Below are 24,389 nucleotides of genomic sequence, written 5' to 3' on the forward strand. Positions count from 1 at the left end.
CGTCATTATCATCTAGAAGGGTCGACAAACCAATCACTAAAGTGCTGATTTGGTTGAGTTCGGAGCATAAAAAAGACCACCTCAGTTCAAGGTGGTCTTAAGTGTGGGAGCTATCTTTTATCAAAGATTCGCTTTGGCATATTACTTAAGCTTAACTCAATGGGCGGCCTTCATAGTCACCCGTCAAGGTTTTGAGGAAGTCTTTGATAGCGTCAACTTCTTGTTCTGACATCTCCACACCGACTTGATACTTACCCATGTCGTAGATGGCTTTGTTTAACGTATCCGCATGACCATCATGGAAGTATGGCGGCGTCAGTTCAATGTTGCGTAACGTTGGCACTTTGAACTTATGCTTATCTTCTTTATTGCCAGTGAAGTTGTAGCGACCAAGATCTGCATCGGTCATTTCTGTGCCACGGTCTGCGAAGTAATCGGCTTTCATACCCATGGTTTCAAACGTTTCACCACCCATGGCTTCACCTGCGTGACAGGTTTGGCAGTCGTATTTCTTGAACAACATCAAACCATATTTCTCATGTGAGTCCAGTGCATCCGTATTACCCATCAAATACTGGTCGAAACGGCTGTTTGGTGTGGTAAGCGTTTTCTCAAACTCGGCAATCGCGTCCGTAATGTTGTTGCCATTGATGTCACCTGAATAAACCTTTTTGAACATCGCGACCATTTCTGGGTCTTGGCTTAACTTGTCGACAATTTCATCCCAATCCACAGAGCCCATTTCAATTGGGTTAAATGGAGGACCACCAGCCTGATCTTGCAGATCTGCAGCACGACCATCCCAGAATTGCAGTTTGTTGTACACGGCATTGAAAACCGTTGGCGCGTTAATACCACCGACTTGACCATGAATGCCAACAGAGGTTACTAGTCGGTCCACGCCGCCTGTATCAAGGCTATGGCATGATGCACATGAGACACTATTGTCTCCTGACAATCGCGTGTCATGATAAAGCACCTTACCCAACTCAGCTTTATCTGCATCAGTTTCAAACGTGGTGTAAATTGGCTGTAGGACTTTGCCTTTACGCTCTTCAGATACAGGCGATTGCGCATGACGCTCTGATCGTTTTTCGCGAATCCACTTTAACAGCGTGTGCTTTTCATCTTTTGACATGCTTGCTGACCAGTGCATGGTCAGGTAAATCGCTGGCGGCATGGAATCGTCGTAAAGCACTTTCTCAAGTCGAGCGAGCGCAACCTCTGACACTGGGTCACTTTGCTTCACGTCATCAAACAAATTGGTCATATCAAAGTGGCGCATCGCGACTTTGACGTCCGCTTCCATTATCTGTTTCGCGACTGGCATTTCTGAGTAGAAAGGCATTTCGCTATTTGGTGTATGGCAGTAACCGCAGCCTTTGTCTGCCAGTACTTTCATTGCTTGGTAATCCAACGTAGATTGATCTAACGAGCTAAATTGCGTCAGATTCTGTTGAGCTACCTTTTTATCGTCTTGGTTCACCATGTAAACGGTACCGAAGTAAGCCACCAAACCAACTCCCACGATCCCTAGTGCTATTTTCTTTTTATTCATAACTGTTCCCCTAAATCAGTTAAGGCGAAAGTTATTGAAATGCCCAAATATTTAAAAATGGGAAAAAGGAATTGATATTAATCGAATATTTAGATGAGCAACTAATTTAACATCTAAAGTTTATAAAAACAGACACTTGTGGAGATAAGTAAAAAATACAACATAAAAACAACAACTTAAAACCAAATCTTTTATTGATATGAGTCAAAATGGTATATATACCCAAGTGACTTCAAGATGCAGGATTCAGAGCGCTGTCATTGATTCGAGAGTAAGGAAAACAACGCAGTGTAATAGCTAGCTCTTTCCAAGTTGTTTGACGCAGCAATCGGGTCAATGACACGCTCCCAAAGGGCGAGCTGCCTTGGCTTGTATACTTTGTTGCCGATTCTTGATTTAGAATGACTAGATCTTTAAATCGCCGCCGCGTCTACAAACCAAGTCATTCTCGCTGAACCTAGCATCTCGAGGTTACTTGGGTATAACCACAATGAATCAAAATTGAATAAAAATAAGTCAGAGGGAAATAAAGTAGGAATTTAGGAAGGAATTGTAGGCACAAAAAAAGGCAGCTCGTGAGCTACCTTTTTCGCAAGTCAGCAAATTAAATTATGCTTTCTTAAGATCTTTAGCTGGGTAAGTTAGCGTTTTTTCGCCAGCTTTAACGTGCGCGTAAAAACCGCCGCTGCTTAGACCTGTAACAACCATTTCGCCTAGCTCGATACCTTTAGTAGCTACTACTACGTCACCGATTGAAAACATATTTAATACCTTGTGTATGTAGATTATGACCTTAAGTCGTTGGCGGTATTTAATCTGAAATCGCACCCTTAAACTAATCAGGTTTTTTGTCGTTATGATTAACTTTTATTATTACCAAAGTCCTTATATTTAAAGGGATTGTAAGGGTATGACGAAGATCGCTTTTACCGTCTTAAACTCAGAGAAGTAAAGGGGAGATTTCCCCCTAATGAGCTAAGATGGAGGAATCATAATTACCTTTGATTATGCTTTTGCTCTCTGGAGATAAACGATGAAAAATGGTCTCACTATTCGTGCTTTAGAACGTTCAGACCTGCGCTTTATTCACGACCTCAACAACAACCGCAATATTATGACGTATTGGTTTGAAGAGCCGTACGAATCCCATGATGAATTAGAGGAACTTTACCGCAAGCACATTCACGATGATGCTGAGCGCCGCTTTGTCGTAGAAGATGAACATGGTGTATTAATTGGTCTGGTAGAGTTAATAGAGATTAATTACATTCACCGTAGTGCAGAATTTCAAATCATCATCGCACCAGACCATCAAGGACGTGGCTACGCGGAAGAGGTAATCAATCGAGCTTTGGATTATTCGTTCTCGATTCTTAACCTGCACAAAATCTATCTTTTGGTTGCTTTAGACAACGAAAAAGCCGTTCACCTATATCAAAAGTGCGGCTTTATTGAAGAGGGGCATTTGGTGCAAGAGTTCTTTATCAACGGCAGCTATCGTGACGTAAAACGCATGTACATTCTACAAGAACAATACCGCGAAAAACTCGAGAACAATCAATAACAATAAAACAACGGTAAGCGAACACCTGCTTACCGTTGTTTTAAACTGATTTATTGGTTTTTCCAGTTGTAACCGACACTTAGGAAATACAACGCTGGGTCATCAAAGTTCGCAACGGGAATGCCCGCCAATTTGATTTCAGATGAATCAATTAGCATTGCTTCAAATGCTACAGATACCGAGCTTGCTTCATCAATCTTGTAATCAAAACCAGTACCTAAACGATAAGATTTACCAGCAGGAATCGTAAGGTCACCGTTTGACTGATCTGCGTACATACTCGTATCAAACGCAAAACCCGCATTCCATGTCACCTTACTGTTGATCTTGTATTGGGATCCAATCGCAACTTGATAAGTATCTTGTGTTTCCACTCCCATCAAGGTGTCGTACGCGCTCCAATCTTGCCAGTTCAAGTTACCCATAAGGGCAAGTTTGTCGTTTAGCTCATGATAAGCACTAAATACTACCTGTTGAGGTAACACTGCGCTGGTTGTCAGGTCTTTATCTGCGAAGTCGAATTCTGCTTCACTAGAATAAGATAAACCTAAACGTGTGCCCGAGTTCAGCTCATAAAGCGCGCCAACACGACCATTCACTTGGACATCGGTATCTTCAATACCACCGGCTAGCGAAGTTCCGTCCACTTTTACATCCATATCAAGAATCCCGTAGTGAATGCCAAGCGCAGCACCCACAGACCACTGTTCGTTGATACGGTAAGAAGCAGAAGGCTGAACCGTTACGGCTTGAGTGATGGCATTAGGAATATCGATACGGTTAAAAAGCTGGTCATATTCCAATCCCAGACCATAATTCCCATACATACCAATGCCTAAAGTCCACTTGTCGTTTACCTGTTGGCTATAGAAGGCTGAGCCAAGAGGCACGTAACCTATGATATTACCGGCATCTCCACCATCGATGGTGTCTAGCGTTGCATCGCCATACAAGCTAATCAGATGACCAGAGAAAGATTGACCCGCTACATTGGATAAACCTGCGGGGTTAGCCGCCATTACTGAGGCATCATGCGCTCGCGCTGCCATACCAGCAGAGGCTAAACCAATATCTGTGGTAGAAGTCTCGTACAAGTACAAGCCTCCAGCCTGAGCTGCTGCACATGAAAGGAGGGACCCCACAACAACGAATTTGGTAAGATTTTTCATATTATATTTATTCCACTTAAGCTAACGATACCCAAGTGACTTCAAGGTAGTGCGCTCCCGAAGGATGAGGTTACTTGGGTGTACATACGTCATCCAATCCCCTTCAAAGAACAGGTAAGTAAACAAACTTTGGATAAGTAAGGACGGACTATTCAACGTTGTATAAAACTAAGTGGAAGCATAATAGGAAGTTCTATCACCTATGGTTATATGCGTTATAACCTTATTTTTATTTGGCTGAGAGAAACAAAAAAACGCAGCCCGAAGACTGCGTTTTAATCCCAATGTGAATGAGCTTAAGCCCTTTGTTTATTTCGCCCTTTCACTTACAGCTTTTCAACACCCATATTGAACAACGTAAAGCTGTAAACATCGGCGGTTTTCTCGATAACCTTACTAGTCGGTGTGCCTGCACCGTGACCTGCATTGGTTTCGATTCGAATCAAAGTTGGGTTTGTACCCGCTTGTTTCGACTGTAGCTCAGCCGCAAATTTGTAAGAGTGCGCAGGCACCACTCGGTCATCGTGGTCACCCGTTGTCACCATGGTTGCCGGGTATTTAACGCCGGCTTTTACGTTATGAACTGGCGAGTATCCTTTGAGGTAATCAAACATCTCTTTACTTTGCTCTGCTGTACCGTAGTCATAAGCCCAGCCAGCTCCTGCTGTAAAGGTGTGGTAGCGAAGCATATCCAATACACCCACTGCTGGCAGTGCCACTTTGAACAGCTCTGGGCGTTGCGTCATCACCGCACCAACAAGTAAGCCGCCATTAGATCCACCGTTAATCGCGAGTTTGTCTGACGAGGTGTAGTCTTGGTCAATAAGGAACTCCGCTCCGGCAATAAAGTCATCAAATGAGTTCTGCTTCTCTAACTTGGTGCCGGCATTGTGCCACTCTTTACCGTACTCGCCACCGCCACGAATGTTCGCGACAGCGTAGATACCACCCATTTCTAACCATGCCGCTCGGCTTGGGCTGAAGTAAGGTGTTAGGCTGATATTGAAACCACCATAACCATACAAGATCGTTGGCGCACTGCCGTCCATCGGAGTGCCTTTCTTGTAGGTGATGATCATTGGAATCTTAGTACCGTCTTTCGATTTGTAGAACACCTGACGAGATTCAAATTGTGCCGGATCGAATGGCGCGTTCGATTTGTGGTAAACCTCGCTGTCACCGTCTTTGATGTCTAAACGATAGGTCGTGCTTGGTGTCTTGTAATTGGTGAAAGAGTAGTAGACTTCAGCGTCTTCTTTCTTACCCCAAAAGCCATAAGCACTGCCGATGTCTGGCAGCTTGATTTCACGAATGAACTTGCCGTCCATGTCGTATTGTTTGACCATAGAAAGGGCATCAACAATGTAGCTTGCGAATAGATAACCGCCCGCGGTTGATGGGCTAAGCACGTTGTCAGTTTCAGGGATTAAATCTTTCCAATTCTTCGGCTCAGGGTTGCTCGCATCCACCGTCACCACTCGTTTATTTGGTGCATCTAAGTTGGTGACCAAATACAGCTTGGTGCCTTTGCTATCAATCACCCAAGAATCAGAATTGGTGTCATCCAAAATGGTTTGCAGCGGACTGTCTGGCTTGGTCAAATCTTTGAAGAACAGCTTATTGCCAGACGTTGAAGTACTTGCCGAAATAAACAGGTAACGTTGGTCGTCCGAAGTGTAACCACGAACGTATCGGTGCTTCTCTTCCTCTGTACCGCCGAAGATAAGCTTATCCTCACTCTGCTTAGTGCCTAGCTCGTGATAGTAAAGCTTGTGTTGGTCGGTTTTTGCCGAAAGCTCGCTGCCTTCTGGCTTGTCGTAACTTGAGTAGTAGAAACCTTTGTTCCCCAGCCAGTTTACGCCGCTGAACTTAATATCCACTAGCGTCTCACCGACAGGCTTTTTGGTTTCGGCATCAAGCACAATCACTTTGCGCCAGTCGCTACCGCCTTCTGAAATGCTGTAAGCGACTAAAGAACCATCTTTGGTGAAGCTCACGTTCGCCAACGAGGTCGTGCCATCTTCGCTAAAGGTATTTGGATCGAGAAAAACCTCAGGCTTGCCATCATCAAGTTGGCGGTAAAGCACGTCTTGGTTTTGCAAACCGTCGTTCTTGTAGAAATAGGTGTATTTACCTTCTTTGAATGGACGCCCTAACTTCTCGTAATCCATCAACTGAGTTAAGCGTTCTTCAATCTGGTGACGATAAGGAATTTGCGCCAAGTAATCGAACGTGACTTGGTTCTGCGCTTTGACCCAATCAGCCGTTTCTTTACTGCGGTCGTCCTCTAACCAGCGATATGGGTCACTGACTTTGGTACCAAAATACTCGTCCACTACATCGACTTTCTTTGTCGTTGGGTACTTCACCGCCATTTTGTGTACGTGTTCAACCAACTCCTTTGTTGAGTCTTCGGCATAAGCACTCGGCAATATGCCCGTCATCGCAAACGCGGTCACCAGTGCTAAGGTTTTCTTTTTCATAGACTTCCTTTTCTGTTTTTGTTTTGTGTAATGCACCAAGCATCTTACCTATATTAGAGAAATGATTCTAATCGTCTGAATAAAGCTGTGAATCCACGGAGACAAAGTGACTCACTTTGCCTCCGTGAGATAGACAAACCTCGGTTTATAGACCGACTTGCATTAACTCAGTTCAATGCTTCGAGACACACCCGACTCCGCGGCAAAATCTTGGTCATGACTGATAAGAACAAAGCCTCCTCGATACGCGCTTAGCGCCTGAGCGAGCATGATTTTCGAATCCAAATCGAGGTGATTATCTGGCTCATCCAAGAGCAACAAAGGCTGAGTTGGTTGATGGCTAACAATCAGCATCGCGAGCTTCATTTTCTCGCCACCACTCAATACGCTGCCCAAACGAAAGACACTGTCTCGGCGAAAGCCAATGCCTGCTAGTAATATTCTGGCATCGCTTTCTTTCATCCCCTCACAATGTTGCATCAGGTTTTCCAACATGGAGAGTTCAGGCTGTATCGCACCAAAGTGCTGGTCGAGATAATAAAGCGGCGTATTGATTTGTAGCTCACCACTTTGCAGTGAGAACTCCCCCAAGAGGGTTTTCAGTAAGGTCGATTTACCGCATCCGTTTTTGCCCAACAAATGCAATTTATCATCCACATGAACTTGCGCAGTGATGGGTTGAGCCGACCCAAATGGCAACATGCCTTCTAAAAGCGACACAACTTTTCGTGAACGGTTTTGACTGTCTGCCAAATACAGTTTTTGCCCTTTGATTTGCTCTTTACGCACTCGCAAACTTTGCTCTTTCTCTTGCAGATGCGCTTGGCGAAGTTGCTCGTTTTTATTACGACTGGCAGCTCGGGCTGTAGCTTTGTTTTTCATTGCATCCAGTAAGATTTTCGGCTGACTGCCATCCTTTCTTAGCTTATTACCTTGAGCCGCTCGTTGCTCTGCTTTCTCCCGATTGCGCTGAGCTTGTTCTTCTAATTGCTTTTTTTGTTTATCGACACTGGCTAACTGGCGTTCCACCGCTTGTAGTTCGGTGCGCTTTTGCTCGGCATACACGTCGTAATTACCGCCAAACACTTGCAAGCCTAGTCCGGACAGTTCCCAGATTTCCTCCATCTCGCGAAGTAATTCTCTGTCATGACTGATGAGCAGAATCGCTCCTGAGAAATTGCGCATCGAATGAATCAACCACTGCTTGGCATGTGTATCAAGATGGTTCGACGGTTCATCAAGGATCAGCAGATGGTTCGACGGTTCATCAAGGATCAGCAATTCCACTTCGCTGTCGAACAACTGCCACAGTTGCAAACGTGCTAACTGTCCGCCACTCAATTGCGAGCAAGGGAAGTCTGGCTGTGGCGGCAAACCCATGGTTTCTAACTGCTTAGCAAGTTGGATAGGCAAATCCCATTGTTCACCCACCACCTCAAACAAATGCTCTGAGCAATCGCCCATTTCGATCTGCTTGAGCGCACTTAGCACTTTGTCCTTTGATAAAAATTGGGCAATCGAAAGCTCTCCCGCCAACAAATGAGATGGTTGCTGGCGATACACCGCAAAGGACTTTGGTAAGGTGACTGTACCGCTGGTTGGGGTTTGCTCACCGCTGAGTATCGATGCAAACACCGATTTTCCGACACCGTTACGTCCGACTAACCCAACACGACGTTTGATCATTGAACATGAGATTTGCTGAAACAGCGTTTCGCCATTACCAAATTGATGACTGATATTGTAAGCCTGTAAGACTGGCATAATTTGCCTCCTGTATGACAGGGACAACAGCCGTAGCTTGAGATAAATCTAGAGATGAGATCGATGCAAATACACGCGCCCATAGAAGCGCTTCAAACAGAAAAATGGTAACTGCAAAGAAATATCGGAAAGTGAGCTACGCCTACTAACCCTGTAAATCCAAAAAATAAAATGAGAGTTGGATGACAGGTTTAGTTGTTCATGTTGGCGTAATCTCCTAAAGAAGTGATGGGCAAAGTCTAAAGGTTTTCTTGTATAAAAAGCAAGCGACTTCTGTCACAAGCCGCTTTCAGACCTAGAGCTCGTTTGGGTGCCCTCGCTTACATGGGCACAAACCTAGAACTATGCTTCAAAGTAAATTGCAGGTTTGATATCAACCAAAGGCGTGCTATCTAAGCAGTCCAAACCACGCACTTTAATAACTCCCTCGTCGATAGACTCAATCGGTATTACCGCCGCGCCAATAGGGTTTGGTCTGTGCGGAGAACGTAACGCAAATGTGCCCTTCTTTCCTTGCATCATTTCAGGTTGGCGGTTCGCACCAGAAAGCCAATACAGAACCAGTATTTTCTGCTCAACCTCAAGTCCTACAAGCCCTTGGTGATACTGAGATTTAAGTTGAATTTCACACACAGGTCCATCTTGTGGCTGAATGTTATTTGGGCACTGAGAAACCTCAGTATATGGCGTACGAATTTGCCCAATAAACTCAAGTTGTGGGGTTTGAATTGTGTTCATATCAACCTCTATTTTTGTTCTGACTTCATCGTTGAAAAAGCGTAAATGGTAATAGTGACCAAGATGATTGAACCACCAAGAATGCTTGCCATTGCAGGAATTTCATCAAAGAAGAGTAATGCCCAAAGTGGTGCTAGCACGGTTTCAATCATCAGAATCATGCCAACTTCAGGTGCAGTGATGTAACGAGTCGCAACTTGTGAAAGCACACGCCCAAACGGCGCAGTAAACAGCCCCATCAAGCCCATAATCAGCCAAGTGTTCGCGCTGTAAGTTGAAGGCGTTGCCCAAAACAGCATTGCCATCGCTAAGAACAGCCCACCAAAACCAACGCTTGCCATGCGGCTTACGTGCTGATGCTTACGCAATTGCACCTGGTTGAGCGACAAACACACCACAGCAAACACTGCTAAGCCATCGCCAATCCAGTTACCCGATTTAAAAGAACCAGAGACCACAATCGCAATACCTACCATCACAGCAACAATCGCAATCCACGTCGAACGCTGGGTCACTTCCCCCAAAAACCACCAGCTAAACAATGCAGCCAAAGCTGGTGCTGCACTCAGAATCACAAAGGTATTCGCAACCGTGGTGAGCTTAATGCTCATCACCAAACCAGCAGCACTGCCGAGCATCAATAAGCCAGACAACAATACATGCCAGCCGCTCTCTTTCACCGCTCGAACCAGACCGCGCTCATCGCGAAGCTGGATAAATATTGGCATCGAAATCGCGGTAAACAAGCCAAATAGAAATGCGGTATCCACCCCACTCACGCCCGAGAAACGAATAAAAATTGGGTCTAGGCTCATCAGCAGTGCACCAACCAAGGTAATCATCACCCCGGCAAAGCGAGCCCCTTTGGCGTTTAGATTGTTCATAAATGCCGTTGTCATCGTCTTTCTCCTCAAGAAATAAATCATACTTTCCAGTATGATTTTCTAATTTCAGAGTTGTGTCAACAAAAATCATACCGTATAGTATGATTATCAAATCAAGAGAATCTGAGCATGAGCAAGATCGAGCAAAACCGAGAGAAGAAACGCCGAGCTATTTTGGAAGCCGCGAAAGAGAACTTTTTGTCCGAGGGATATGTATTAGCGAACATGGATAAAATCTCTGCCCAAGCAGGTATGACAAAGCAAACCGTGTATCGTTACTTCCCATCTAAAGCAGCGCTATTTGAAGCAACATTGCGCCAGATAGGTGAAAACATGGATGGCGGTTTCGTTACTCACCTACAAAAGGATGATCTGCGAGGAGCGCTGAACTCATTTGGTGAACACTTTGTTTCTTTCCACCTTTCTGATGAGCACTTGGCGACCTTCCGCTTGTTGATTGCAGAAAGCGCCAAAGCGCCTGAGATCACGACGATCTTCCGCGAAGTCGGTCCGGACGATACCGATGCCAAGCTCACTCAGTTCTTCCGAGATCGTTTCGATATTAAGGAACCAGGAACACAAATTCGCCTCTGGACAGGTATGCTACTGTCGATCCGCTCTGGCGTTCTAATGGGAATGGAAAAGCCAACGCAAGCTGAGATTAAGGAGCACGTTCAAGAAGTGACTGAGTTTTTGTTGGCAGCGATCGAGCATCAGAAGTGAACTAAAATCCATTACTCACCGTAATAGCCAAAGAGTGAAAACACCAATGGGAAACGGCTATGAATCTTTTGATTGAATCGGTTGAGGGTGGTATCTACCTCGCTTACAACGTAGAAAACCAAACAAGATCGTTGATCTTGAACGAGCACAAAAGCCCACTCACGTTTGCCAGCCTCTGTGAGGCAAGAGACCACTTTCGAGGAGAAGGATACTCCTCAGCAAAACTGGTCCACCTCAACGCATCCGATGAGATGTGTGGAGAAAGAATACGCTGTGACATGCCATTAGAGATTGAATTGAGCTGGTATTAGTACCGGCTCTTTTTCGCCCTACCCTCTATCATCCTCTCGCTCTTAGGTTGGTTATAATTTGCCAAAACTTTGAGCGATTTCGGGATCTTATCAACACATTTTTTGTTAAAGGCGTACTATGCTATTGGTAGTGTATTCCACAAGAGGGCGTGGTTATGAAATACAAACATATCCTAGTCGCACTGGAACTGTCTGATGAGAGTACTGTGTTGATTGACCGAGCGGTATCTATGGCGAGTTATCTCGGTGCCGAGATTTCTTTTATTCATATCGATGGTACTCATGGCGAAATTTATCGTGAGCTTGTCGATATTAAAGCAAACCCAGACCAAAGACCGTTGAATGAACATTCAATGGAGTGCTTGAAGTCCTTTAGCGATTACATGGAGCAACCATTGAAGCACTTCTTCGTAGGCACTGGTGATTTAGCGGACAAACTGGAAGTGACTATCAAAGAACAAGAAGTTGATCTGCTGATTTGTGGTCACCATCAAGACTTCTGGAGCAAGATCATTTCTTACTCAAGACATCTGATCAACAAGTCTCCGGTTGATATTCTAGTTGTACCAATTCACGAATAGCGTGAATGAACCATCCCAAAAGCCGCCAACGATGGGCGGCTTTTTTGAGTTTCTTGTTGGCTCAATTAAGGCTCTATTTCACCAATCGAATACAGCACCAACTCTTGTGGGTTATTCCCTTCCCCTAACGAGTGAATGTCTTCCCCTTCTTGTTTGAGCTCGTTAATCAGTTTGAGCGCTTTATCTTGCTTCACACCAATAATGGTCGGCATTTCAGAGGCAGAGACACCAAAACGCGTTGCAATAAGCAAGTTTTTCACTTTGGTTTTATCCGATTCAAACATGACATGACCTCTTTAATTTCAATTATCTAAGCATAGCGAATCGCGATGAGAAAGCACCATGCCAACTTGAATAGGTAACGGATTTTCCTAAAGGCTAGACAAACAAGGAAAGTAAAAGCTTAGTTACTGAAAACGCGGTCAAAATAACTGAGTGGCGCCACCTTGGTATTGGCTCTTCGTTGCCACTTGCTGCTGTTCGCCACCAGCCACTTTTGTTCTGAGTTGGCTAAAATCGCTTGGCTCACTCTGGCTTCTCGCAACTCATGTTCCATCGCAAAAGCATGAGTATCACCTTTAGTGCTACCAAGATTGATCTGCGCGGAATGAAGTTCGGCGATTTCGGTTACACCTGCGCAACCGATAATGCCAATATCTGCGGAAAACTGAGCGAAAAAGTGCTCCGCCGCACCATCTACTACATCGCGGTCATTGGTACGAATACGCCCACCCGGAATCCAAGTTTCAATGTTCTCAAAATGAGAAAGAATGTGCGCCGCTTCGAAGTTATTCGTCACCACGCGAAGCTCACTGTGGTGGACTAAACGCTCTGCAATCAATGCGATGGTAGTACCGATACCCAAAAACAAAGTCGCGCCGTTCGGGATGGCTTTGACCACTTCATCTGCAATGATCTGCTTTTCTTGTTGATTGGTGACTTGGCGAGAAGCATAGCTGCGATTACTCAAGGTAGCAGGCAATCCGACACCACCATGATGACGTCGGGTCAGTCCTAATTGGCAAAGCTGATTAATGTCACGTCGAATGGTTTGTGTCGTGACTTCGAAGCGCTGAGCAAGTTCTTCTATCGCACAATATTCTTGCTGATGAACCAGTTCAATGATGCTTTGCTGACGGACGTTGAGGTTATTCATTCAATGTTGCTTCTCGTCTGACTGCAGTCGCTTCAACTTTATAACTCTGTGGTGTGTCTGTGATCATCATGTCCACACCCCACAGCCAATGCGCTTCAACTAATTGAGGGAAGTTCGGTGTATAACAAAATAGTTGGTAGCCAAACTGCTTGATTTGCTTAGCCTGCGATTCGGTCAGGAAACGGTAATCACAATGCACGCTGTAAGCATCAATGTGTTGTAGCACGATAGCAAAATCATCTGGAATCTCCTGCCACAACTGTCCTCTTCTCACTTCTGGCAGATAGTTTCTCATCGTCACTAAAGCTTCCGTATTAAAGCTAGAGAACAGAATCATGTCCGTATCCACATCCAAGCGCTCAATTACCTGTGCCACCTTTTCACATAACAAATCAATTTCATCGCCTGAGTAGATCTTCAATTCAATATTGAGCTTCACGCCAGCCTTTGTAGTGAGTTCAAGCGTCTCTTCTAAGCTCGGGATATGCTCACCAGCGAAGTCATCACCGAACCATAAGCCAGCATCAAGTAACCTTAGCTCGTGCCAAGTCAGCTCTTTCACTTTACCGCGACCATTTGTGCAGCGGTTTACGGTTTTGTCATGGATAACCACAGGGATGTTGTCTGCGCAGAGTTGAACGTCAATTTCAATCCATTCACAGCCAAACTCAATAGCGCGTTGCATTGCCGATAAGGTGTTTTCTGGAGCCAAACTGGATAAGCCACGGTGTGCCGTTATTGTCATTTTTTATTCCGTCTTTTTCATTTGTTTTCAAATGAACTATCTCAGCCCTCAATGACGGTTTAATTACAAAATCGTGACGAAAATAATGCTCAAATAAGTTCATTTTTCTGTAACTAGAACGTCATTTGGCTCATTTAATGTTCATTTGAATTTTTTGAAGCGGATTCATTATCAAAATGAAAACCTGCAAGGGAACAACCTGTTCAAATCATCTATGAAAAGGAATCATTATGGCTATTAAACACCTCGCCGGACTTGCAATTGCAGCGGCATTCATCAGCACGCAAGCACAAGCAAAAACAGAGGTTGAGTGGTGGCACGCAATGGGTGGCGCACTAGGTAAAAAGGTCAACGAAATTGCCGCAGACTTTAACGCAAGCCAATCAGAATACGAGATCAAGCCAGTTTACAAAGGCAGCTACGCAGAAACCATGACCAGTGCAATCGCCGCATTCAGAGCGAAAGAGCAACCAGCTATCGTGCAAGTGTTCGAAGTGGGCACGGCGACAATGATGGGGGCAGATAAAGCGATTTATCCCGTTTATCAATTGATGAAAGACACCAAAGAGTCGTTTAATCCAGATGATTATCTTGCGGCAGTAACGGGTTACTACACCACCAATGAAGGCAACATGCTTTCACTGCCATTCAACAGCTCCACTCCTGTGCTTTATTACAACAAAGACATGTTTAAGAAGGCAGGCGTAGCAAATCCACCTAAGACGTGGAAAGAGATGGAAGAAGTGTCTCGTAAACTACTGGCGTCTGGTGCGAAATGTGGTTTCAGCACAACCTGGCAATCATGGACTCAAATCGAAAACTTTGGTGCGCGTAACAACGTTCCTGTTGCCAATAACAACAACGGCTTTGCTGGCTTAGACACAAAATTCAAGTTCAATGACTCAGCGTTCGTACATCATATCGAACAGATGGGTAAATGGTCGAAAGAAGGCATCTTTAAGTACGGTGGTCGTCAGTCTGATGGTATGCCACTGTTTTACACCCAAGAGTGTGCAATGACCATGGGCTCTTCCGCAGGTCTGGCGGGCATCAAAGAGAACATGAAAGGCGTTGATATCGGCGTAGCACAATTGCCATACGATTCAGAGCTAGTATCTAAGCCACAAAACACCATTATCGGAGGAGCCTCTCTTTGGGTGCTTCGTGGTCACTCAAGCGAAGAATACAAAGGCGTGGCGAAGTTTTTCTCTTACCTTTCAAGCCCTGAAGTTCAAGCAGATTGGCACCAATTCACTGGTTACTTACCAATCACTAAAGCGGCTTATGAGCTAACGAAAAAGCAAGGCTTCTACACTAAGAACCCAGGCACCGACACAGCCGTTCTGCAAATGACATCGACAAAGCCAACGGAAAACTCGAAAGGCATTCGCTTTGGTAACTTCCTGCAAACTCGCGACATCATCAACGAAGAGCTGGAAGCGGTTTGGGCAGGAAAAGCAACAGCACAAGCTGCGCTAAATAATGCGGTTCGTCGTGGTGACGAGCAGCTACGTCGCTTTGAGCGCACACAGAAATAACGAACCTTAATAACGAACAATGATGCACCGAGTCTTATTCCAGTAGGTACTCAGAGATGCACTCTCCCCGCCCATCATGGGTGGGGAATTCGTTTACACACCTTGCCTGTTTTATTTTGGTATTTGTATGTCCTCACCTGTTGTTTTTAAACACAAATGGCTTCCGGTTGCGCTGATTGCGCCTCAGTTGGTGATCACCTTGGTGTTCTTCAGCTGGCCGGCAGGACAAGCCATTTTCCAATCTTCACAACTTGAAGATGCTTTCGGTATGAGCCGTGAGTTTGTGGGTTTAGAGAACTTTGAAACGCTCTTCCATGATCCACTTTACCTAGATTCGTTAATGACCACGCTGCAATTTAGCATCAGTGTTGCGGTGCTTGCTCTGGTCAGTGCGCTGATCCTTTCCGCTTTTGCCGAGCAAATCATCCGTGGCGCGACCATGTATCGCACTTTCTTGATTTGGCCTTATGCGGTGGCTCCGGTTGTCGCAGGTTCACTATGGCTATTTCTATTCGATCCAACCATCGGTGTGATGACCGAACTGTTGAATCTGTTTGGCGTAGACTGGAATCCAACGCTCAATGGCACCCATGCTATGTGGATGGTGATCATCACCTCGACATGGAAGCAAATCAGCTACAACTTTCTGTTCTTCCTTGCGGCGCTTCAATCAGTACCCAAGTCTCTGCACGAAGCCGCGGCCATTGACGGCAGTGGTCCAATCAAACGCTTTATCACCATTAGCTTCCCGCTGATTTCACCAACCAGTTTCTTTTTGTTGGTCGTGAACTTCGTTTACGCGTTCTTCGATACCTTCGCCATCATCCATGCGATGACACAAGGCGGTCCGAGTAACAGCACTTCCACCTTGGTTTATAAAGTCTATAACGATGGTTTTATTGGTCTGGACTTAGGCTCATCAGCAGCGCAATCCGTCATCCTGATGATCTTGGTGGCTTCCCTAACCGTGATTCAATTTAAGTATGTTGAGAAGAAGGTGGCGTACTAATGGTAGAAAGAAGACCGTTTTTTAATCTGTTTTGTCATGTCATTTTAATTCTTGGCATTATTTCGATTGCGCTTCCCGTTTGGATTGCGATCGTAGCAACCACACATGAGAACAGCGCGTTCGCTACCGGTACACCATTGTGGTTTGGCGATTTGGGCTTTAGCGTTTTCACTGACTTGTTGAGTAACGACACCCAGTACAACAACAATACTTTGCCAATTGGCAACATGCTGCTGAACTCCTTCATCATGGCGATGTGCATTACCATCGGCAAGTTGAGCATTTCCATCCTGTCAGCGTATGCAGTGGTGTTCTTCCGTTTTCCGGGACGAATGCTGGCGTTCTGGATGATCTTCTTCACGCTGATGTTACCAGTAGAAGTGCGCATCATGCCGACATTTGAGGTGATTACGAACCTCAACATGCTGAACTCATTTTACGGCTTAACCATTCCATTGATCGCCAGTGCGACAGCGACTTTCTTGTTCCGTCAGTTCTTCTTAACGGTACCAAATGAGTTGGTGGAAGCAGCGCGAATTGATGGCGCAGGACCAATCAAGTTCTTCTTCGATATCTTGTTGCCTCTATCTCGCACCAACATCGCCGCACTGTTCGTCATCACCTTCATTTACGGCTGGAACCAATATTTGTGGCCGCTTTTGATCACCACAGACGTGCAGTACTACACCATCGTGATGGGCATTAAGCAGATGCTTGGAGTGGTTGATGGCGTGATCGAATGGAACAAAATTATGGCCACCACCATTATCGCCATGTTGCCACCCGTGATTGTGGTAATTGCAATGCAAAAAGCCTTTGTTAAAGGTCTGGTAGATTCGGAGAAATAAATGTCCACGCTAACTCTTTCTAATATCGCTAAATGTTATCCGAACGGCTATCAGGCGATCCAAAAACTTAATCTCAATATCTGCGACGGCGAAATGGTCGTGTTGGTTGGCCCGAGTGGCTGCGGTAAATCCACCTTACTTCGCATGATTGCAGGGCTAGAGGAAATCAGCTCAGGAGAGCTTAAGATCGACACTACAACCGTCAACGATCTCGAACCTGGCGAGCGAGACATTGCCATGGTATTCCAGAACTACGCCTTGTACCCACACATGACGGTGTACAACAACATGGCTTACGGTCTGCGCAACCGCAGAACACCGAAAGCGGAAATCGAACGATTGGTTCACGAAGCGGCAAAGATGCTGGAGTTGGATCACCTACTCGACCGCAAACCAGGGCAGCTTTCTGGCGGACAACGTCAACGTGTGGCGATGGGGCGCGCAATTGTACGTGAACCAAAGGTGTTTCTGTTCGACGAGCCATTGTCCAATCTAGACGCCAAACTGCGTGTTCAAATGCGTTTGGAAATCAAGAAGCTTCAGCGTCGCCTCGGGACGACATCGGTTTACGTTACCCACGACCAAGTTGAAGCAATGACGCTGGCGGACAAACTTGTTGTTTTGAACAAAGGTAATGTCGAACAAGTTGGCACACCGCTAGAGATATACGACAACCCTGCATCTTTGTTCGTCGCGACCTTTATTGGTTCACCATCCATGAACATCTTAGATGGCAATGTTAGCGTTGACGGCATCACTATCGGTGACGCGCTGCTTCCTGTCTCCACAGCAGACTTGGCTCTTGGCGAAATAAAGCTAGGACTTCGTCCAGAGCATTTACAAATCAGCCAAGATAACCCATGGTTGCAAGTAGAAGTCGAATTGATTGAATCGCTCGGTGCCGATCTGTTGCTTTACTGCCGCACAGAAGGTGGTGACTCACAAAAGCTTGTTGTTCGTGTAGAGGGACATACGCCAATTCAAATTGGCGACAAGCTTGGTCTAGACATAAAGCCAAAACATGTTCATCTATTTGATGCCAACACAGAAAAGCGTATCGAGAGTACACTGGCTTCCGCGGTATCACTGCAAGGCGTCAGTGACGAAACTCAAGCAATCAACCCTAGAGTAAACAAGCAAGGAGTGGTGAATGCCTAACCCGTTATCAGAGCTCAAGTTAGAGAGTCTGAAACAGATCGAATGGCTGCTAACCGACGTGGATGACACATTGACTTGGCAAGGCAAGCTGCCACCTGAAACACTCATTGCGTTAGCCGAGCTAGAGCGTGTCGGCGTAAAAGTGGTGGCAGTAACAGGCGCATGTGCCGGTTGGTGTGACCAAATGGCAAAGATGTGGTCACTGCATGGGGTGATTGGTGAAAATGGCGCGTTTTGGATGAGAAAAGACGCGGCAGGATTCCACACCACCTTTGCTCGCCCAGCCGAAGCAATGCGCAAAGAACAACGCGCATTACAAGAAAGTATTTCCGGCATTTTGGCAGGCTATCCCAATGTCGAGTTCAGCCAAGATCAGAGTTTTCGCTACTGTGACGTTGCGGTGAACATAGCGCAAGATAGAACACCTGTTTCCCCTTCCACGACAATGGAAATTCTTAACCACATTATGAATTTGAATGTGGAGTCTAATCCCGTCAATGCAACATTGAGTTCGATTCACATCAATGCTTGGGTCGGTAGTCACAGCAAGCGTACAAGTGGTGAAGCGTACATTAGGCAGTTCAATAACGGCGAATTACCGAGCTTAGAGCGCATCACGTATGTGGGAGATTCACTCAATGATGAAGGCATGTTTGAGTGGTTGCCAATGACCTTTGGCGTGAACAACATTCGCCCTTTATTGGCGAAACTGAACCATCAACCTAACTATGTCACACAAGAGAACGGCGGCTACGGGTTTGCTCAATTGGCAAGCTTGATCGTTCAAGCAAAAAGCCTGTAATTCAACAGCATGTCCATTCGCCCTTCCGCTTTTCTTAAGTCGTGAATGGACATTATTTTTGTCTCTGATACATAAAATCTCTATTTATCATTCGCAATTATCGTTTTGTTATCGACCAAAAACGCTCAAAAAACTCTCGTTACTAATTTGCTCTCAATCCCTTGCTATATATGGCGTTTTTTCATTTCTTACTACTTACCATGCTCAGAACGAAGCAATCCGCAACAAAAATTGATTGTTGTCCTAACTAATTATTTTTGTTTGTCGCATTCAAAAGCAGCCCATATTATCCGCAGCACAAGGGATGACATTCCTTACGCTCTTTAACAATCAAATGCCGTACTTCTTCATCTGACAACTTTCCTACTGATGTAAAAATTCCCTTTTGATTCCCATTTTCAAATTTTTGCAACCACTGCGCAGAGCATTTAAAGCTGTGTTCTGCATTACAGTCTATTCATGTAGGAAATCATCGTGGATAAATATCAAGCTGCATATGCTAAACGTCTAGAAAAACTGAAGGGCAATCGTTCGCCAAAAACTATTGCACGTATTTCGGCGTGGGATGCATTTTTTAACAAAGAATACGAGATGCAAGATCTAGAGTCTCAAATGGCAGACTCTGCTCGTCATCACTATGAGCAATCTGACGTTAAAAATGAAATCAGCTTTGGTTCATTCAAACGCGCATTCTATAAAGAATCGATCGTGATTTATGACCTAACCGATGGCGCTTCAATTCAGAAAGTGTTCACACCGTTACTTGTGCTAACAACAGCATGGGTACTGTTCGTGTGTTTTACCCAGTAATTGAATAACCGAATTAAATAAGCAATAGATAAACTATTGGCAGAGTGTTTATTACCTTTGTTCAATACAAGCAGTTGAGAGTTTAAGGATGAAAGGAAGAAACATTGCGGCATTTGCCATTGTGGTGGCAGCATTTGCGTTTGGTTATGGCTTTAAATCCTATCAAGAAGCAAATGGTGTCATTTACCCAACCTTTAAGAAGGAGTTTAATCTCTGATGCCTAAGATTACCCTTCTGCTACTCGCAACGACTGTCGGTATTGGCGTTACCGGTGCTGCATTCTGTGTTGGCATTACGTATGCGTTCACACAACTGCCAATCGAACAAATTCTATCGAGCTTATAAAAAAGTAGAGCATTTCGGTGCTCTACTTTTTTGCTGTTTGAGACTCAATATTTGAGTTGAGAAACGAAAAGCGTAATCAGAACTCTTTATTCATCTTCTGTAAGCAAGCAAACAAGATCGCTTGATGTTCAGGCTCGATATTGCGCGTTAAGTCTTGAACCAAATCTAAATGCAGCTGATTGTGATGACGGTGAATCTCTTCACCCGCTGGCGTAAGCTTTACTACGATAGCGCGACGATCTTCTGGATGCGGACAGCGCTCAATAAGCTCCGCTTTCACCAGTTTCTCAATTTGAACCGTTAACGTGCCTGTCGTAATCCCAAGCTTTTCCGCCAGTTCTTTCATACGCAACGCACCATGCCCACCCAGTACTTCAATCGTGTGGATTTGAGCCAGTGAGTAACCCGTGCCTTTTACTACAGATTGCTCCCAAGAAGACATTTTGTCATAGAACTCGGTAAGCGTTTGATTCAGCTTTTCTAATTCGCGCATCACTCAGTCGTTTGAACTTCCAAAGTTAGGTGGTGAATCTTATCAAATTTACTCAATAATTGCTTAAATTCATCCAGCGTTTTGTTGCTATGATTTTTAAGCGCGATAGCCGCAGAATAATGATGACCACTCACCTTCCAGATGTGTAAATCAACAATCTCGGCATAAGGAGTAAGTGTTTCAGTAATCTCATCTCGGTATGACTTGTTGATGCTCTCATCCAACAAGACTGGTGCGGTTTGTTTCATTAAACCCAAGGTCCACTTACCAATCACAACGGCACCAACAATCCCCATCATGGCATCTAACCAAACCCAGCCGTAAAACTTACCGACAATCAACGCGACAATCGCAAGTAGAGAGGTCAGCGTATCCGCTAACACGTGGAAGTACGCAGCAGTTAGGTTGTGGTCGTGATGATGTTCGTGCTCATGATCGTGAGAATGGTGATCATGATGGTCATGCCCATGATGATGGTGATCTTGCAGAAGCAACATGCTCGCAAGATTCACCACTAAACCAATCACCGCCACCATAATGGCTTCGTTAAACTGAATGCTTTCTGGGTTGAAGAGACGATGAATCGACTCGACCATCATCATCAATGCCACAATCCCCAACGCAATGGCACTGGTAAAACCACCGAGCACACTCACCTTACCCGTACCAAATGAGAAGCGGTCATTATGGGCATTTTGTTTCGCGTAGCGGTAAGCAAACAAGGTGATACAAAATGCCGCTGCGTGTGTACCCATATGCCAACCATCCGCTAACAATGCCATTGAACCAAACATGGTCCCGGCAGCAATCTCCACCACCATGGTGGTCACGGTTAGGATCAATACGTAGAGCGTGCGTTTTTCACCCTTTTGGTTGTGAGAAACGAAATCATGTGAATGTTGCGATACAGCCATTGCGACACTTACCTTCCAATTTTAGTTTGATTATCAAATTATTTGATTTTAATTTAGTTTGACCATCAAACAATGTCAACCTAGGAAGGGAATTTGATCAAAGGGAAGTTTTAAAAAGAGTCTTACTCAGTATAAAAAACACAAACGAGCTAAAGCACTTATACCCAAGTGACTTCAAGATGCAGGATTCAGAGCGTTGTCATTGAAGCGTAATAGCCAGCTCTTTCCAAGTTGTTTGACGCAGCAATCGGGTCAATGACACGCTCCCAAAGGGCGAGCTGCCTTGGCTTGTATACTTTGTTGCCGATTCTTGATTTAGACCCACTAAACCTTTAAATCGCCGCCGCGTCTACAAACCAAGTCAGTCTCGCTGAACCTAGCATCTCGAGGTTACTTGGGTATAGGTTCACCAGAGAAGCCTAATTGCTTTTGCTGAAAGTGATGTTTTTAAGTTGAGAAAGAGAACTAGCGCTCGGCTAATCGACGGGTATCTTCATCGATGATCGCTCGAAGCGCTTTGGTCAGATCATCAAAGTCCGTGTGCTTTTTGCCGTATTCCAGATTAAAGGCGTAATTGAAATCGGTAGGGTTATCGCCTTGAGTGTGCTGCAGAATGGTTTCCAATTTATCCAACGCTTTGGTGAGTCGAGCTTCTGCGGTAGTAGCACTGTCGTATTCCAACCATAGCTCCAGCAGATCCTTTTGCAGAGAAGCGTCTAACGGAGCGATGAGTTGCTTCAAATCCGCCAGTTCTAGTGCGCTTTTATCCAGCCCATCGTGTTGCTCCAACGCCGAAATGTCACCGCTGACCGCTTCTGCCAAGTCATGAACAACACAGAGTTTTAGCACTTTCAAGCTATCCAAATGTGGATAATGTTCTGCTACCAGCATGGCAAGTAAGCATAATCGCCACGTGTGCTCAGCAGTACTTTCATGGCGACCAGAAGACGTCCATGCGGTGCGTAAGGTGCTTTTGAGCTGCTCAGCCTCGCGCAAAAAAGTAAGAATGCCAGGTAGCTTGTCGATCATATCAGTGCTCATATTTCAATGTTTTCAAGAAGAGTAACGGATCGGGCTGAATCGGAAAAGCACCAACGACAGGGAGAAAACAGGAAGTGATTAGAAACATAGAAGAAGACTCAGACACTCATATTGAGAATGCCTGAGCCTATAGATCACGCCAATTCGCAAGAAAGCAGTTTGGCTTCAAAGTGCTCATCAATGCAGTCTGCAATCAGTTCAATTCGGCTTTCAGTACAGTCATCCAACTCCACTTCCTGTAGCCCATCTGGCGTTAGGTTGTAGCCATAAATGCCATCACCAGTAATAAACACCGCTTTCATGCGCTCCACTTCCAGCTCAACCAACAGAGGAATCAGCTTGCGGCGATCGAACACTTTCTCAGGTGAAAAGCGCCAACCGACACTCTGGAAACCTTCGCCTGAATTGGTCGCTTTGAGCATACCACTCTCAGGCATTGGCATGTCTGAAGCCAAAGGCTTGTCACTCGCATGATGGTGGTGATGCGGGGGATGTTCATGAATGGTGGTCTCACCTTCAAATTCAGTAAACGGAATCACACCATGCTGAGCAAAAACCACTTTGGTATTCGGGCGCCCAACTTGCGCCACGTAAGCTTCTAGCTTCTGGGTGTCTCCCTCTTGATACAAATCGAGCTTGTTACCCACCACTGTATCGGCAATCGCAATTTGTTGGTTGAACGTGTCATGCTGTGTATAGCGCTCATCCGCAAGCTTACGCGCGTCGACCAAAGTGATGTTCTTTTGTAGCGAAAGCACTTGGCGATAATGATCTGTCGACAACACTTGCAGCACTTCTTTCGGGTGACCAAGCCCAGTAGGCTCAATCAGCAAACGGTCTGGCTTTGCTTCATTAAGCAGTTGGTTTAAGGCGATTTGCATTGGCAACCCCGCCGCGCAGCACATGCAGCCGCCGGGTACTTCGCGAATAAACACTTGTTGCTCTTCGCTTTGTTGCCCCTGAACCAAGCTACCATCAACGCCGATTTCACCAAACTCATTCACTAATACCGCCCAGCGCTCGTTCTCTGGCTTATTCGCCATTAAATTCAAAATCGCTGAGGTCTTTCCTACACCAAGAAACCCCGTAATGATGTTGGTAGGAACACCAAGTATGGGTTGGCTCTCAGAGCTCATTGGCAATTCTCCTGTAACCTTGCACCAGTTCGTGGTTTGCTGAAACCACAGACTCTGAAAACGCCGAGTACTCAGGTGGCACTTTCGAGATGCTATTCAAATCAAAGTCAGCACCAATATTCGTCATTGGCGGAACATGGAAATTCTCTGGCAAGTCTAGACCATCTACCACACAGTTATGGCGAATAACACAACCCTTCCCAATCACAGCATTAAACACCACCGAGTTAAAACCAATGAACACATCATCGCTAACTTCACACGGACCATGAATAATTGATCGGTGTGCAATGGAAGAGCGCTCACCAATGGTCACGGCAGCGCCTGCCTTTGAGTGAATGACCACGCCATCTTGAATGTTGGTATCACGCTTGATGACAATGGCTTCCATATCGCCTTGCTCGTTCACCTCATCAGCACGAATCACCGCGTAAGGACCAATAAAAACGTTATCTTCAATGATCACTTTGCCACAGATGATTGCCGTCGGATCGATGAAGGCTGTTTCCGACACTTCGGGCATGTGACCTGTGGGATTTCTTCTTAACATATTGAATTCTCTTTATTTGGTGCCGAAAAGACACTCAAGTTACGACAACTATACTTCTACAAATAAAGC

27 protein-coding genes are annotated in these 24,389 nt (G+C 45.3%); 12 read left to right on the forward strand and 15 right to left on the reverse strand.

The features are described 5' to 3' along the window. Positions 1–151: 151 nt before the first annotated feature. Both AACR11_RS27515 and AACR11_RS27520 read right to left on the reverse strand, forming a co-directional pair. Positions 152–1,558 carry a cytochrome-c peroxidase gene (locus AACR11_RS27515; protein WP_029788402.1) on the reverse strand — a complete coding sequence of 469 codons (1,407 nt, stop codon included), beginning with the start codon at positions 1,556–1,558 and terminating at the stop codon, positions 152–154. 609 nt (positions 1,559–2,167) lie between these two features. Then, positions 2,168–2,320 (reverse strand): hypothetical protein, encoded by a 153-nt coding sequence (locus AACR11_RS27520; RefSeq protein WP_005452601.1) that lies wholly within the window; start codon positions 2,318–2,320, stop codon positions 2,168–2,170. Positions 2,321–2,591: 271 nt separating this feature from the next. On the opposite strand from AACR11_RS27520, the gene speG reads away from it, so the two are divergent. Further along, the gene (gene speG, locus AACR11_RS27525; RefSeq protein WP_005452602.1) at positions 2,592–3,122 is read left to right on the forward strand and encodes a spermidine N1-acetyltransferase; all 531 of its coding nucleotides are present in this window, start codon (positions 2,592–2,594) and stop codon (positions 3,120–3,122) included. Between the two features lie 50 nt (positions 3,123–3,172). On the opposite strand, the gene AACR11_RS27530 is transcribed toward speG, so the two are convergent. From AACR11_RS27530 to AACR11_RS27550, 5 genes are all read right to left on the reverse strand, one after another. Beyond that, complete coding sequence (locus AACR11_RS27530; RefSeq protein ID WP_009697082.1) at positions 3,173–4,291, reverse strand: OmpP1/FadL family transporter; 1,119 nt, start codon at positions 4,289–4,291, stop codon at positions 3,173–3,175. 326 nt (positions 4,292–4,617) lie between these two features. Then, a complete protein-coding gene (locus AACR11_RS27535) occupies positions 4,618–6,774 on the reverse strand; it encodes a prolyl oligopeptidase family serine peptidase (protein WP_029790450.1) in 2,157 nt (718 codons plus the stop codon). A 162-nt stretch (positions 6,775–6,936) separates the two neighbouring features. Continuing rightward, positions 6,937–8,538 (reverse strand): ABC-F family ATP-binding cassette domain-containing protein, encoded by a 1,602-nt coding sequence (locus AACR11_RS27540; protein WP_079325298.1) that lies wholly within the window; start codon positions 8,536–8,538, stop codon positions 6,937–6,939. Positions 8,539–8,880: 342 nt separating this feature from the next. Beyond that, the gene (locus AACR11_RS27545) at positions 8,881–9,276 is read right to left on the reverse strand and encodes an SAM-dependent methyltransferase (protein WP_029790448.1); all 396 of its coding nucleotides are present in this window, start codon (positions 9,274–9,276) and stop codon (positions 8,881–8,883) included. 8 nt (positions 9,277–9,284) lie between these two features. Beyond that, positions 9,285–10,175 (reverse strand): DMT family transporter, encoded by an 891-nt coding sequence (locus AACR11_RS27550; protein ID WP_029790447.1) that lies wholly within the window; start codon positions 10,173–10,175, stop codon positions 9,285–9,287. Between the two features lie 114 nt (positions 10,176–10,289). Between AACR11_RS27550 and AACR11_RS27555 the strand changes: the two genes are divergently transcribed. From AACR11_RS27555 to AACR11_RS27565, 3 genes are all read left to right on the forward strand, one after another. Further along, the gene (locus AACR11_RS27555; protein WP_029790446.1) at positions 10,290–10,883 is read left to right on the forward strand and encodes a TetR/AcrR family transcriptional regulator; all 594 of its coding nucleotides are present in this window, start codon (positions 10,290–10,292) and stop codon (positions 10,881–10,883) included. Positions 10,884–10,942: 59 nt separating this feature from the next. Continuing rightward, positions 10,943–11,194, forward strand: coding sequence for a DUF6482 family protein (locus tag AACR11_RS27560; RefSeq protein ID WP_005452623.1), 252 nt, complete (start codon positions 10,943–10,945; stop codon positions 11,192–11,194). A gap of 155 nt (positions 11,195–11,349) precedes the next feature. Next, positions 11,350–11,775: a universal stress protein gene (locus AACR11_RS27565; protein WP_005439056.1), complete on the forward strand. Its 426-nt coding sequence runs from the start codon at positions 11,350–11,352 to the stop codon at positions 11,773–11,775. Between the two features lie 65 nt (positions 11,776–11,840). On the opposite strand, the gene AACR11_RS27570 is transcribed toward AACR11_RS27565, so the two are convergent. The 3 genes from AACR11_RS27570 to AACR11_RS27580 form a co-directional block, all read right to left on the reverse strand. Next, positions 11,841–12,059: a hypothetical protein gene (locus AACR11_RS27570; RefSeq protein WP_009703435.1), complete on the reverse strand. Its 219-nt coding sequence runs from the start codon at positions 12,057–12,059 to the stop codon at positions 11,841–11,843. A 119-nt stretch (positions 12,060–12,178) separates the two neighbouring features. Continuing rightward, a complete protein-coding gene (locus AACR11_RS27575; RefSeq protein WP_005452636.1) occupies positions 12,179–12,931 on the reverse strand; it encodes a DeoR/GlpR family DNA-binding transcription regulator in 753 nt (250 codons plus the stop codon). Next, positions 12,924–13,676 carry a glycerophosphoryl diester phosphodiesterase gene (locus AACR11_RS27580; RefSeq protein ID WP_079325300.1) on the reverse strand — a complete coding sequence of 251 codons (753 nt, stop codon included), beginning with the start codon at positions 13,674–13,676 and terminating at the stop codon, positions 12,924–12,926. The genes AACR11_RS27575 and AACR11_RS27580 overlap by 8 nt, the downstream gene beginning before the upstream one ends. A 230-nt stretch (positions 13,677–13,906) precedes the next feature. Here AACR11_RS27580 and ugpB point away from each other — a divergent pair, with 230 nt between their 5' ends. From ugpB to AACR11_RS27620, 8 genes are all read left to right on the forward strand, one after another. Continuing rightward, positions 13,907–15,214, forward strand: coding sequence for a sn-glycerol-3-phosphate ABC transporter substrate-binding protein UgpB (ugpB, locus tag AACR11_RS27585; protein ID WP_079325302.1), 1,308 nt, complete (start codon positions 13,907–13,909; stop codon positions 15,212–15,214). A 127-nt stretch (positions 15,215–15,341) separates the two neighbouring features. Further along, positions 15,342–16,223, forward strand: a complete 882-nt coding sequence (gene ugpA, locus AACR11_RS27590) for a sn-glycerol-3-phosphate ABC transporter permease UgpA (RefSeq protein ID WP_079325304.1) — start codon at positions 15,342–15,344, stop codon at positions 16,221–16,223. Beyond that, positions 16,223–17,071 carry a sn-glycerol-3-phosphate ABC transporter permease UgpE gene (ugpE, locus tag AACR11_RS27595; RefSeq protein WP_009697068.1) on the forward strand — a complete coding sequence of 283 codons (849 nt, stop codon included), beginning with the start codon at positions 16,223–16,225 and terminating at the stop codon, positions 17,069–17,071. Before ugpA ends, ugpE begins: the two co-directional genes overlap by 1 nt. Further along, a complete protein-coding gene (locus tag AACR11_RS27600) occupies positions 17,072–18,229 on the forward strand; it encodes a sn-glycerol-3-phosphate import ATP-binding protein UgpC (protein ID WP_050923827.1) in 1,158 nt (385 codons plus the stop codon). It begins immediately after the preceding gene. After that, entirely contained in the window at positions 18,222–19,031 is an 810-nt protein-coding gene (locus AACR11_RS27605; RefSeq protein WP_050941107.1) for an HAD-IIB family hydrolase, read from the forward strand. Before AACR11_RS27600 ends, AACR11_RS27605 begins: the two co-directional genes overlap by 8 nt. Before the next feature lie 474 nt (positions 19,032–19,505). Further along, entirely contained in the window at positions 19,506–19,841 is a 336-nt protein-coding gene (locus AACR11_RS27610; RefSeq protein ID WP_005452650.1) for a hypothetical protein, read from the forward strand. 88 nt (positions 19,842–19,929) lie between these two features. Further along, a complete protein-coding gene (locus AACR11_RS27615) occupies positions 19,930–20,058 on the forward strand; it encodes a hypothetical protein (protein WP_005426337.1) in 129 nt (42 codons plus the stop codon). After that, positions 20,058–20,186, forward strand: a complete 129-nt coding sequence (locus tag AACR11_RS27620; protein WP_005452653.1) for a hypothetical protein — start codon at positions 20,058–20,060, stop codon at positions 20,184–20,186. The genes AACR11_RS27615 and AACR11_RS27620 overlap by 1 nt, the downstream gene beginning before the upstream one ends. 76 nt (positions 20,187–20,262) lie before the next feature. Here the strand turns inward: AACR11_RS27620 and AACR11_RS27625 are convergent, their stop codons facing one another. From AACR11_RS27625 to AACR11_RS27645, 5 genes are all read right to left on the reverse strand, one after another. Further along, a complete protein-coding gene (locus AACR11_RS27625) occupies positions 20,263–20,679 on the reverse strand; it encodes a MarR family winged helix-turn-helix transcriptional regulator (RefSeq protein WP_009697065.1) in 417 nt (138 codons plus the stop codon). Then, positions 20,679–21,593, reverse strand: coding sequence for a CDF family Co(II)/Ni(II) efflux transporter DmeF (gene dmeF / locus AACR11_RS27630; RefSeq protein ID WP_005452657.1), 915 nt, complete (start codon positions 21,591–21,593; stop codon positions 20,679–20,681). The genes AACR11_RS27625 and dmeF overlap by 1 nt, the downstream gene beginning before the upstream one ends. 465 nt (positions 21,594–22,058) lie before the next feature. Continuing rightward, the gene (locus tag AACR11_RS27635) at positions 22,059–22,622 is read right to left on the reverse strand and encodes an HD domain-containing protein (RefSeq protein ID WP_029788165.1); all 564 of its coding nucleotides are present in this window, start codon (positions 22,620–22,622) and stop codon (positions 22,059–22,061) included. Between the two features lie 146 nt (positions 22,623–22,768). Beyond that, positions 22,769–23,770 (reverse strand): CobW family GTP-binding protein, encoded by a 1,002-nt coding sequence (locus AACR11_RS27640; protein WP_029788166.1) that lies wholly within the window; start codon positions 23,768–23,770, stop codon positions 22,769–22,771. Beyond that, a complete protein-coding gene (locus AACR11_RS27645; RefSeq protein ID WP_005426373.1) occupies positions 23,760–24,320 on the reverse strand; it encodes a carbonate dehydratase in 561 nt (186 codons plus the stop codon). Before AACR11_RS27645 ends, AACR11_RS27640 begins: the two co-directional genes overlap by 11 nt. Positions 24,321–24,389: the final 69 nt, after the last annotated feature.

The sequence above is a fragment of the Vibrio sp. L85 genome (assembly GCF_963871815.1).
In the GTDB taxonomy this organism is placed as follows: domain Bacteria; phylum Pseudomonadota; class Gammaproteobacteria; order Enterobacterales; family Vibrionaceae; genus Vibrio; species Vibrio harveyi.

Coding starts and splice junctions, on each gene's coding strand:
- dmeF (WP_005452657.1), bottom strand. CDS start 21,593: ATGGCTGTATCGCAACATTCACATGATTTCGTTTCTCACAACCAAAAG.
- ugpE (WP_009697068.1), top strand. CDS start 16,223: ATGGTAGAAAGAAGACCGTTTTTTAATCTGTTTTGTCATGTCATTTTA.
- AACR11_RS27580 (WP_079325300.1), bottom strand. CDS start 13,676: ATGACAATAACGGCACACCGTGGCTTATCCAGTTTGGCTCCAGAAAAC.
- AACR11_RS27535 (WP_029790450.1), bottom strand. CDS start 6,774: ATGAAAAAGAAAACCTTAGCACTGGTGACCGCGTTTGCGATGACGGGC.
- speG (WP_005452602.1), top strand. CDS start 2,592: ATGAAAAATGGTCTCACTATTCGTGCTTTAGAACGTTCAGACCTGCGC.
- AACR11_RS27640 (WP_029788166.1), bottom strand. CDS start 23,770: ATGAGCTCTGAGAGCCAACCCATACTTGGTGTTCCTACCAACATCATT.
- AACR11_RS27575 (WP_005452636.1), bottom strand. CDS start 12,931: ATGAATAACCTCAACGTCCGTCAGCAAAGCATCATTGAACTGGTTCAT.
- AACR11_RS27570 (WP_009703435.1), bottom strand. CDS start 12,059: ATGTTTGAATCGGATAAAACCAAAGTGAAAAACTTGCTTATTGCAACG.
- AACR11_RS27520 (WP_005452601.1), bottom strand. CDS start 2,320: ATGTTTTCAATCGGTGACGTAGTAGTAGCTACTAAAGGTATCGAGCTA.
- AACR11_RS27530 (WP_009697082.1), bottom strand. CDS start 4,291: ATGAAAAATCTTACCAAATTCGTTGTTGTGGGGTCCCTCCTTTCATGT.
- AACR11_RS27560 (WP_005452623.1), top strand. CDS start 10,943: ATGAATCTTTTGATTGAATCGGTTGAGGGTGGTATCTACCTCGCTTAC.
- AACR11_RS27550 (WP_029790447.1), bottom strand. CDS start 10,175: ATGACAACGGCATTTATGAACAATCTAAACGCCAAAGGGGCTCGCTTT.
- AACR11_RS27615 (WP_005426337.1), top strand. CDS start 19,930: ATGAAAGGAAGAAACATTGCGGCATTTGCCATTGTGGTGGCAGCATTT.
- AACR11_RS27545 (WP_029790448.1), bottom strand. CDS start 9,276: ATGAACACAATTCAAACCCCACAACTTGAGTTTATTGGGCAAATTCGT.
- AACR11_RS27540 (WP_079325298.1), bottom strand. CDS start 8,538: ATGCCAGTCTTACAGGCTTACAATATCAGTCATCAATTTGGTAATGGC.
- AACR11_RS27620 (WP_005452653.1), top strand. CDS start 20,058: ATGCCTAAGATTACCCTTCTGCTACTCGCAACGACTGTCGGTATTGGC.
- AACR11_RS27605 (WP_050941107.1), top strand. CDS start 18,222: ATGCCTAACCCGTTATCAGAGCTCAAGTTAGAGAGTCTGAAACAGATC.
- AACR11_RS27625 (WP_009697065.1), bottom strand. CDS start 20,679: ATGCGCGAATTAGAAAAGCTGAATCAAACGCTTACCGAGTTCTATGAC.
- AACR11_RS27565 (WP_005439056.1), top strand. CDS start 11,350: ATGAAATACAAACATATCCTAGTCGCACTGGAACTGTCTGATGAGAGT.
- ugpB (WP_079325302.1), top strand. CDS start 13,907: ATGGCTATTAAACACCTCGCCGGACTTGCAATTGCAGCGGCATTCATC.
- ugpA (WP_079325304.1), top strand. CDS start 15,342: ATGTCCTCACCTGTTGTTTTTAAACACAAATGGCTTCCGGTTGCGCTG.
- AACR11_RS27515 (WP_029788402.1), bottom strand. CDS start 1,558: ATGAATAAAAAGAAAATAGCACTAGGGATCGTGGGAGTTGGTTTGGTG.
- AACR11_RS27645 (WP_005426373.1), bottom strand. CDS start 24,320: ATGTTAAGAAGAAATCCCACAGGTCACATGCCCGAAGTGTCGGAAACA.
- AACR11_RS27600 (WP_050923827.1), top strand. CDS start 17,072: ATGTCCACGCTAACTCTTTCTAATATCGCTAAATGTTATCCGAACGGC.
- AACR11_RS27555 (WP_029790446.1), top strand. CDS start 10,290: ATGAGCAAGATCGAGCAAAACCGAGAGAAGAAACGCCGAGCTATTTTG.
- AACR11_RS27635 (WP_029788165.1), bottom strand. CDS start 22,622: ATGATCGACAAGCTACCTGGCATTCTTACTTTTTTGCGCGAGGCTGAG.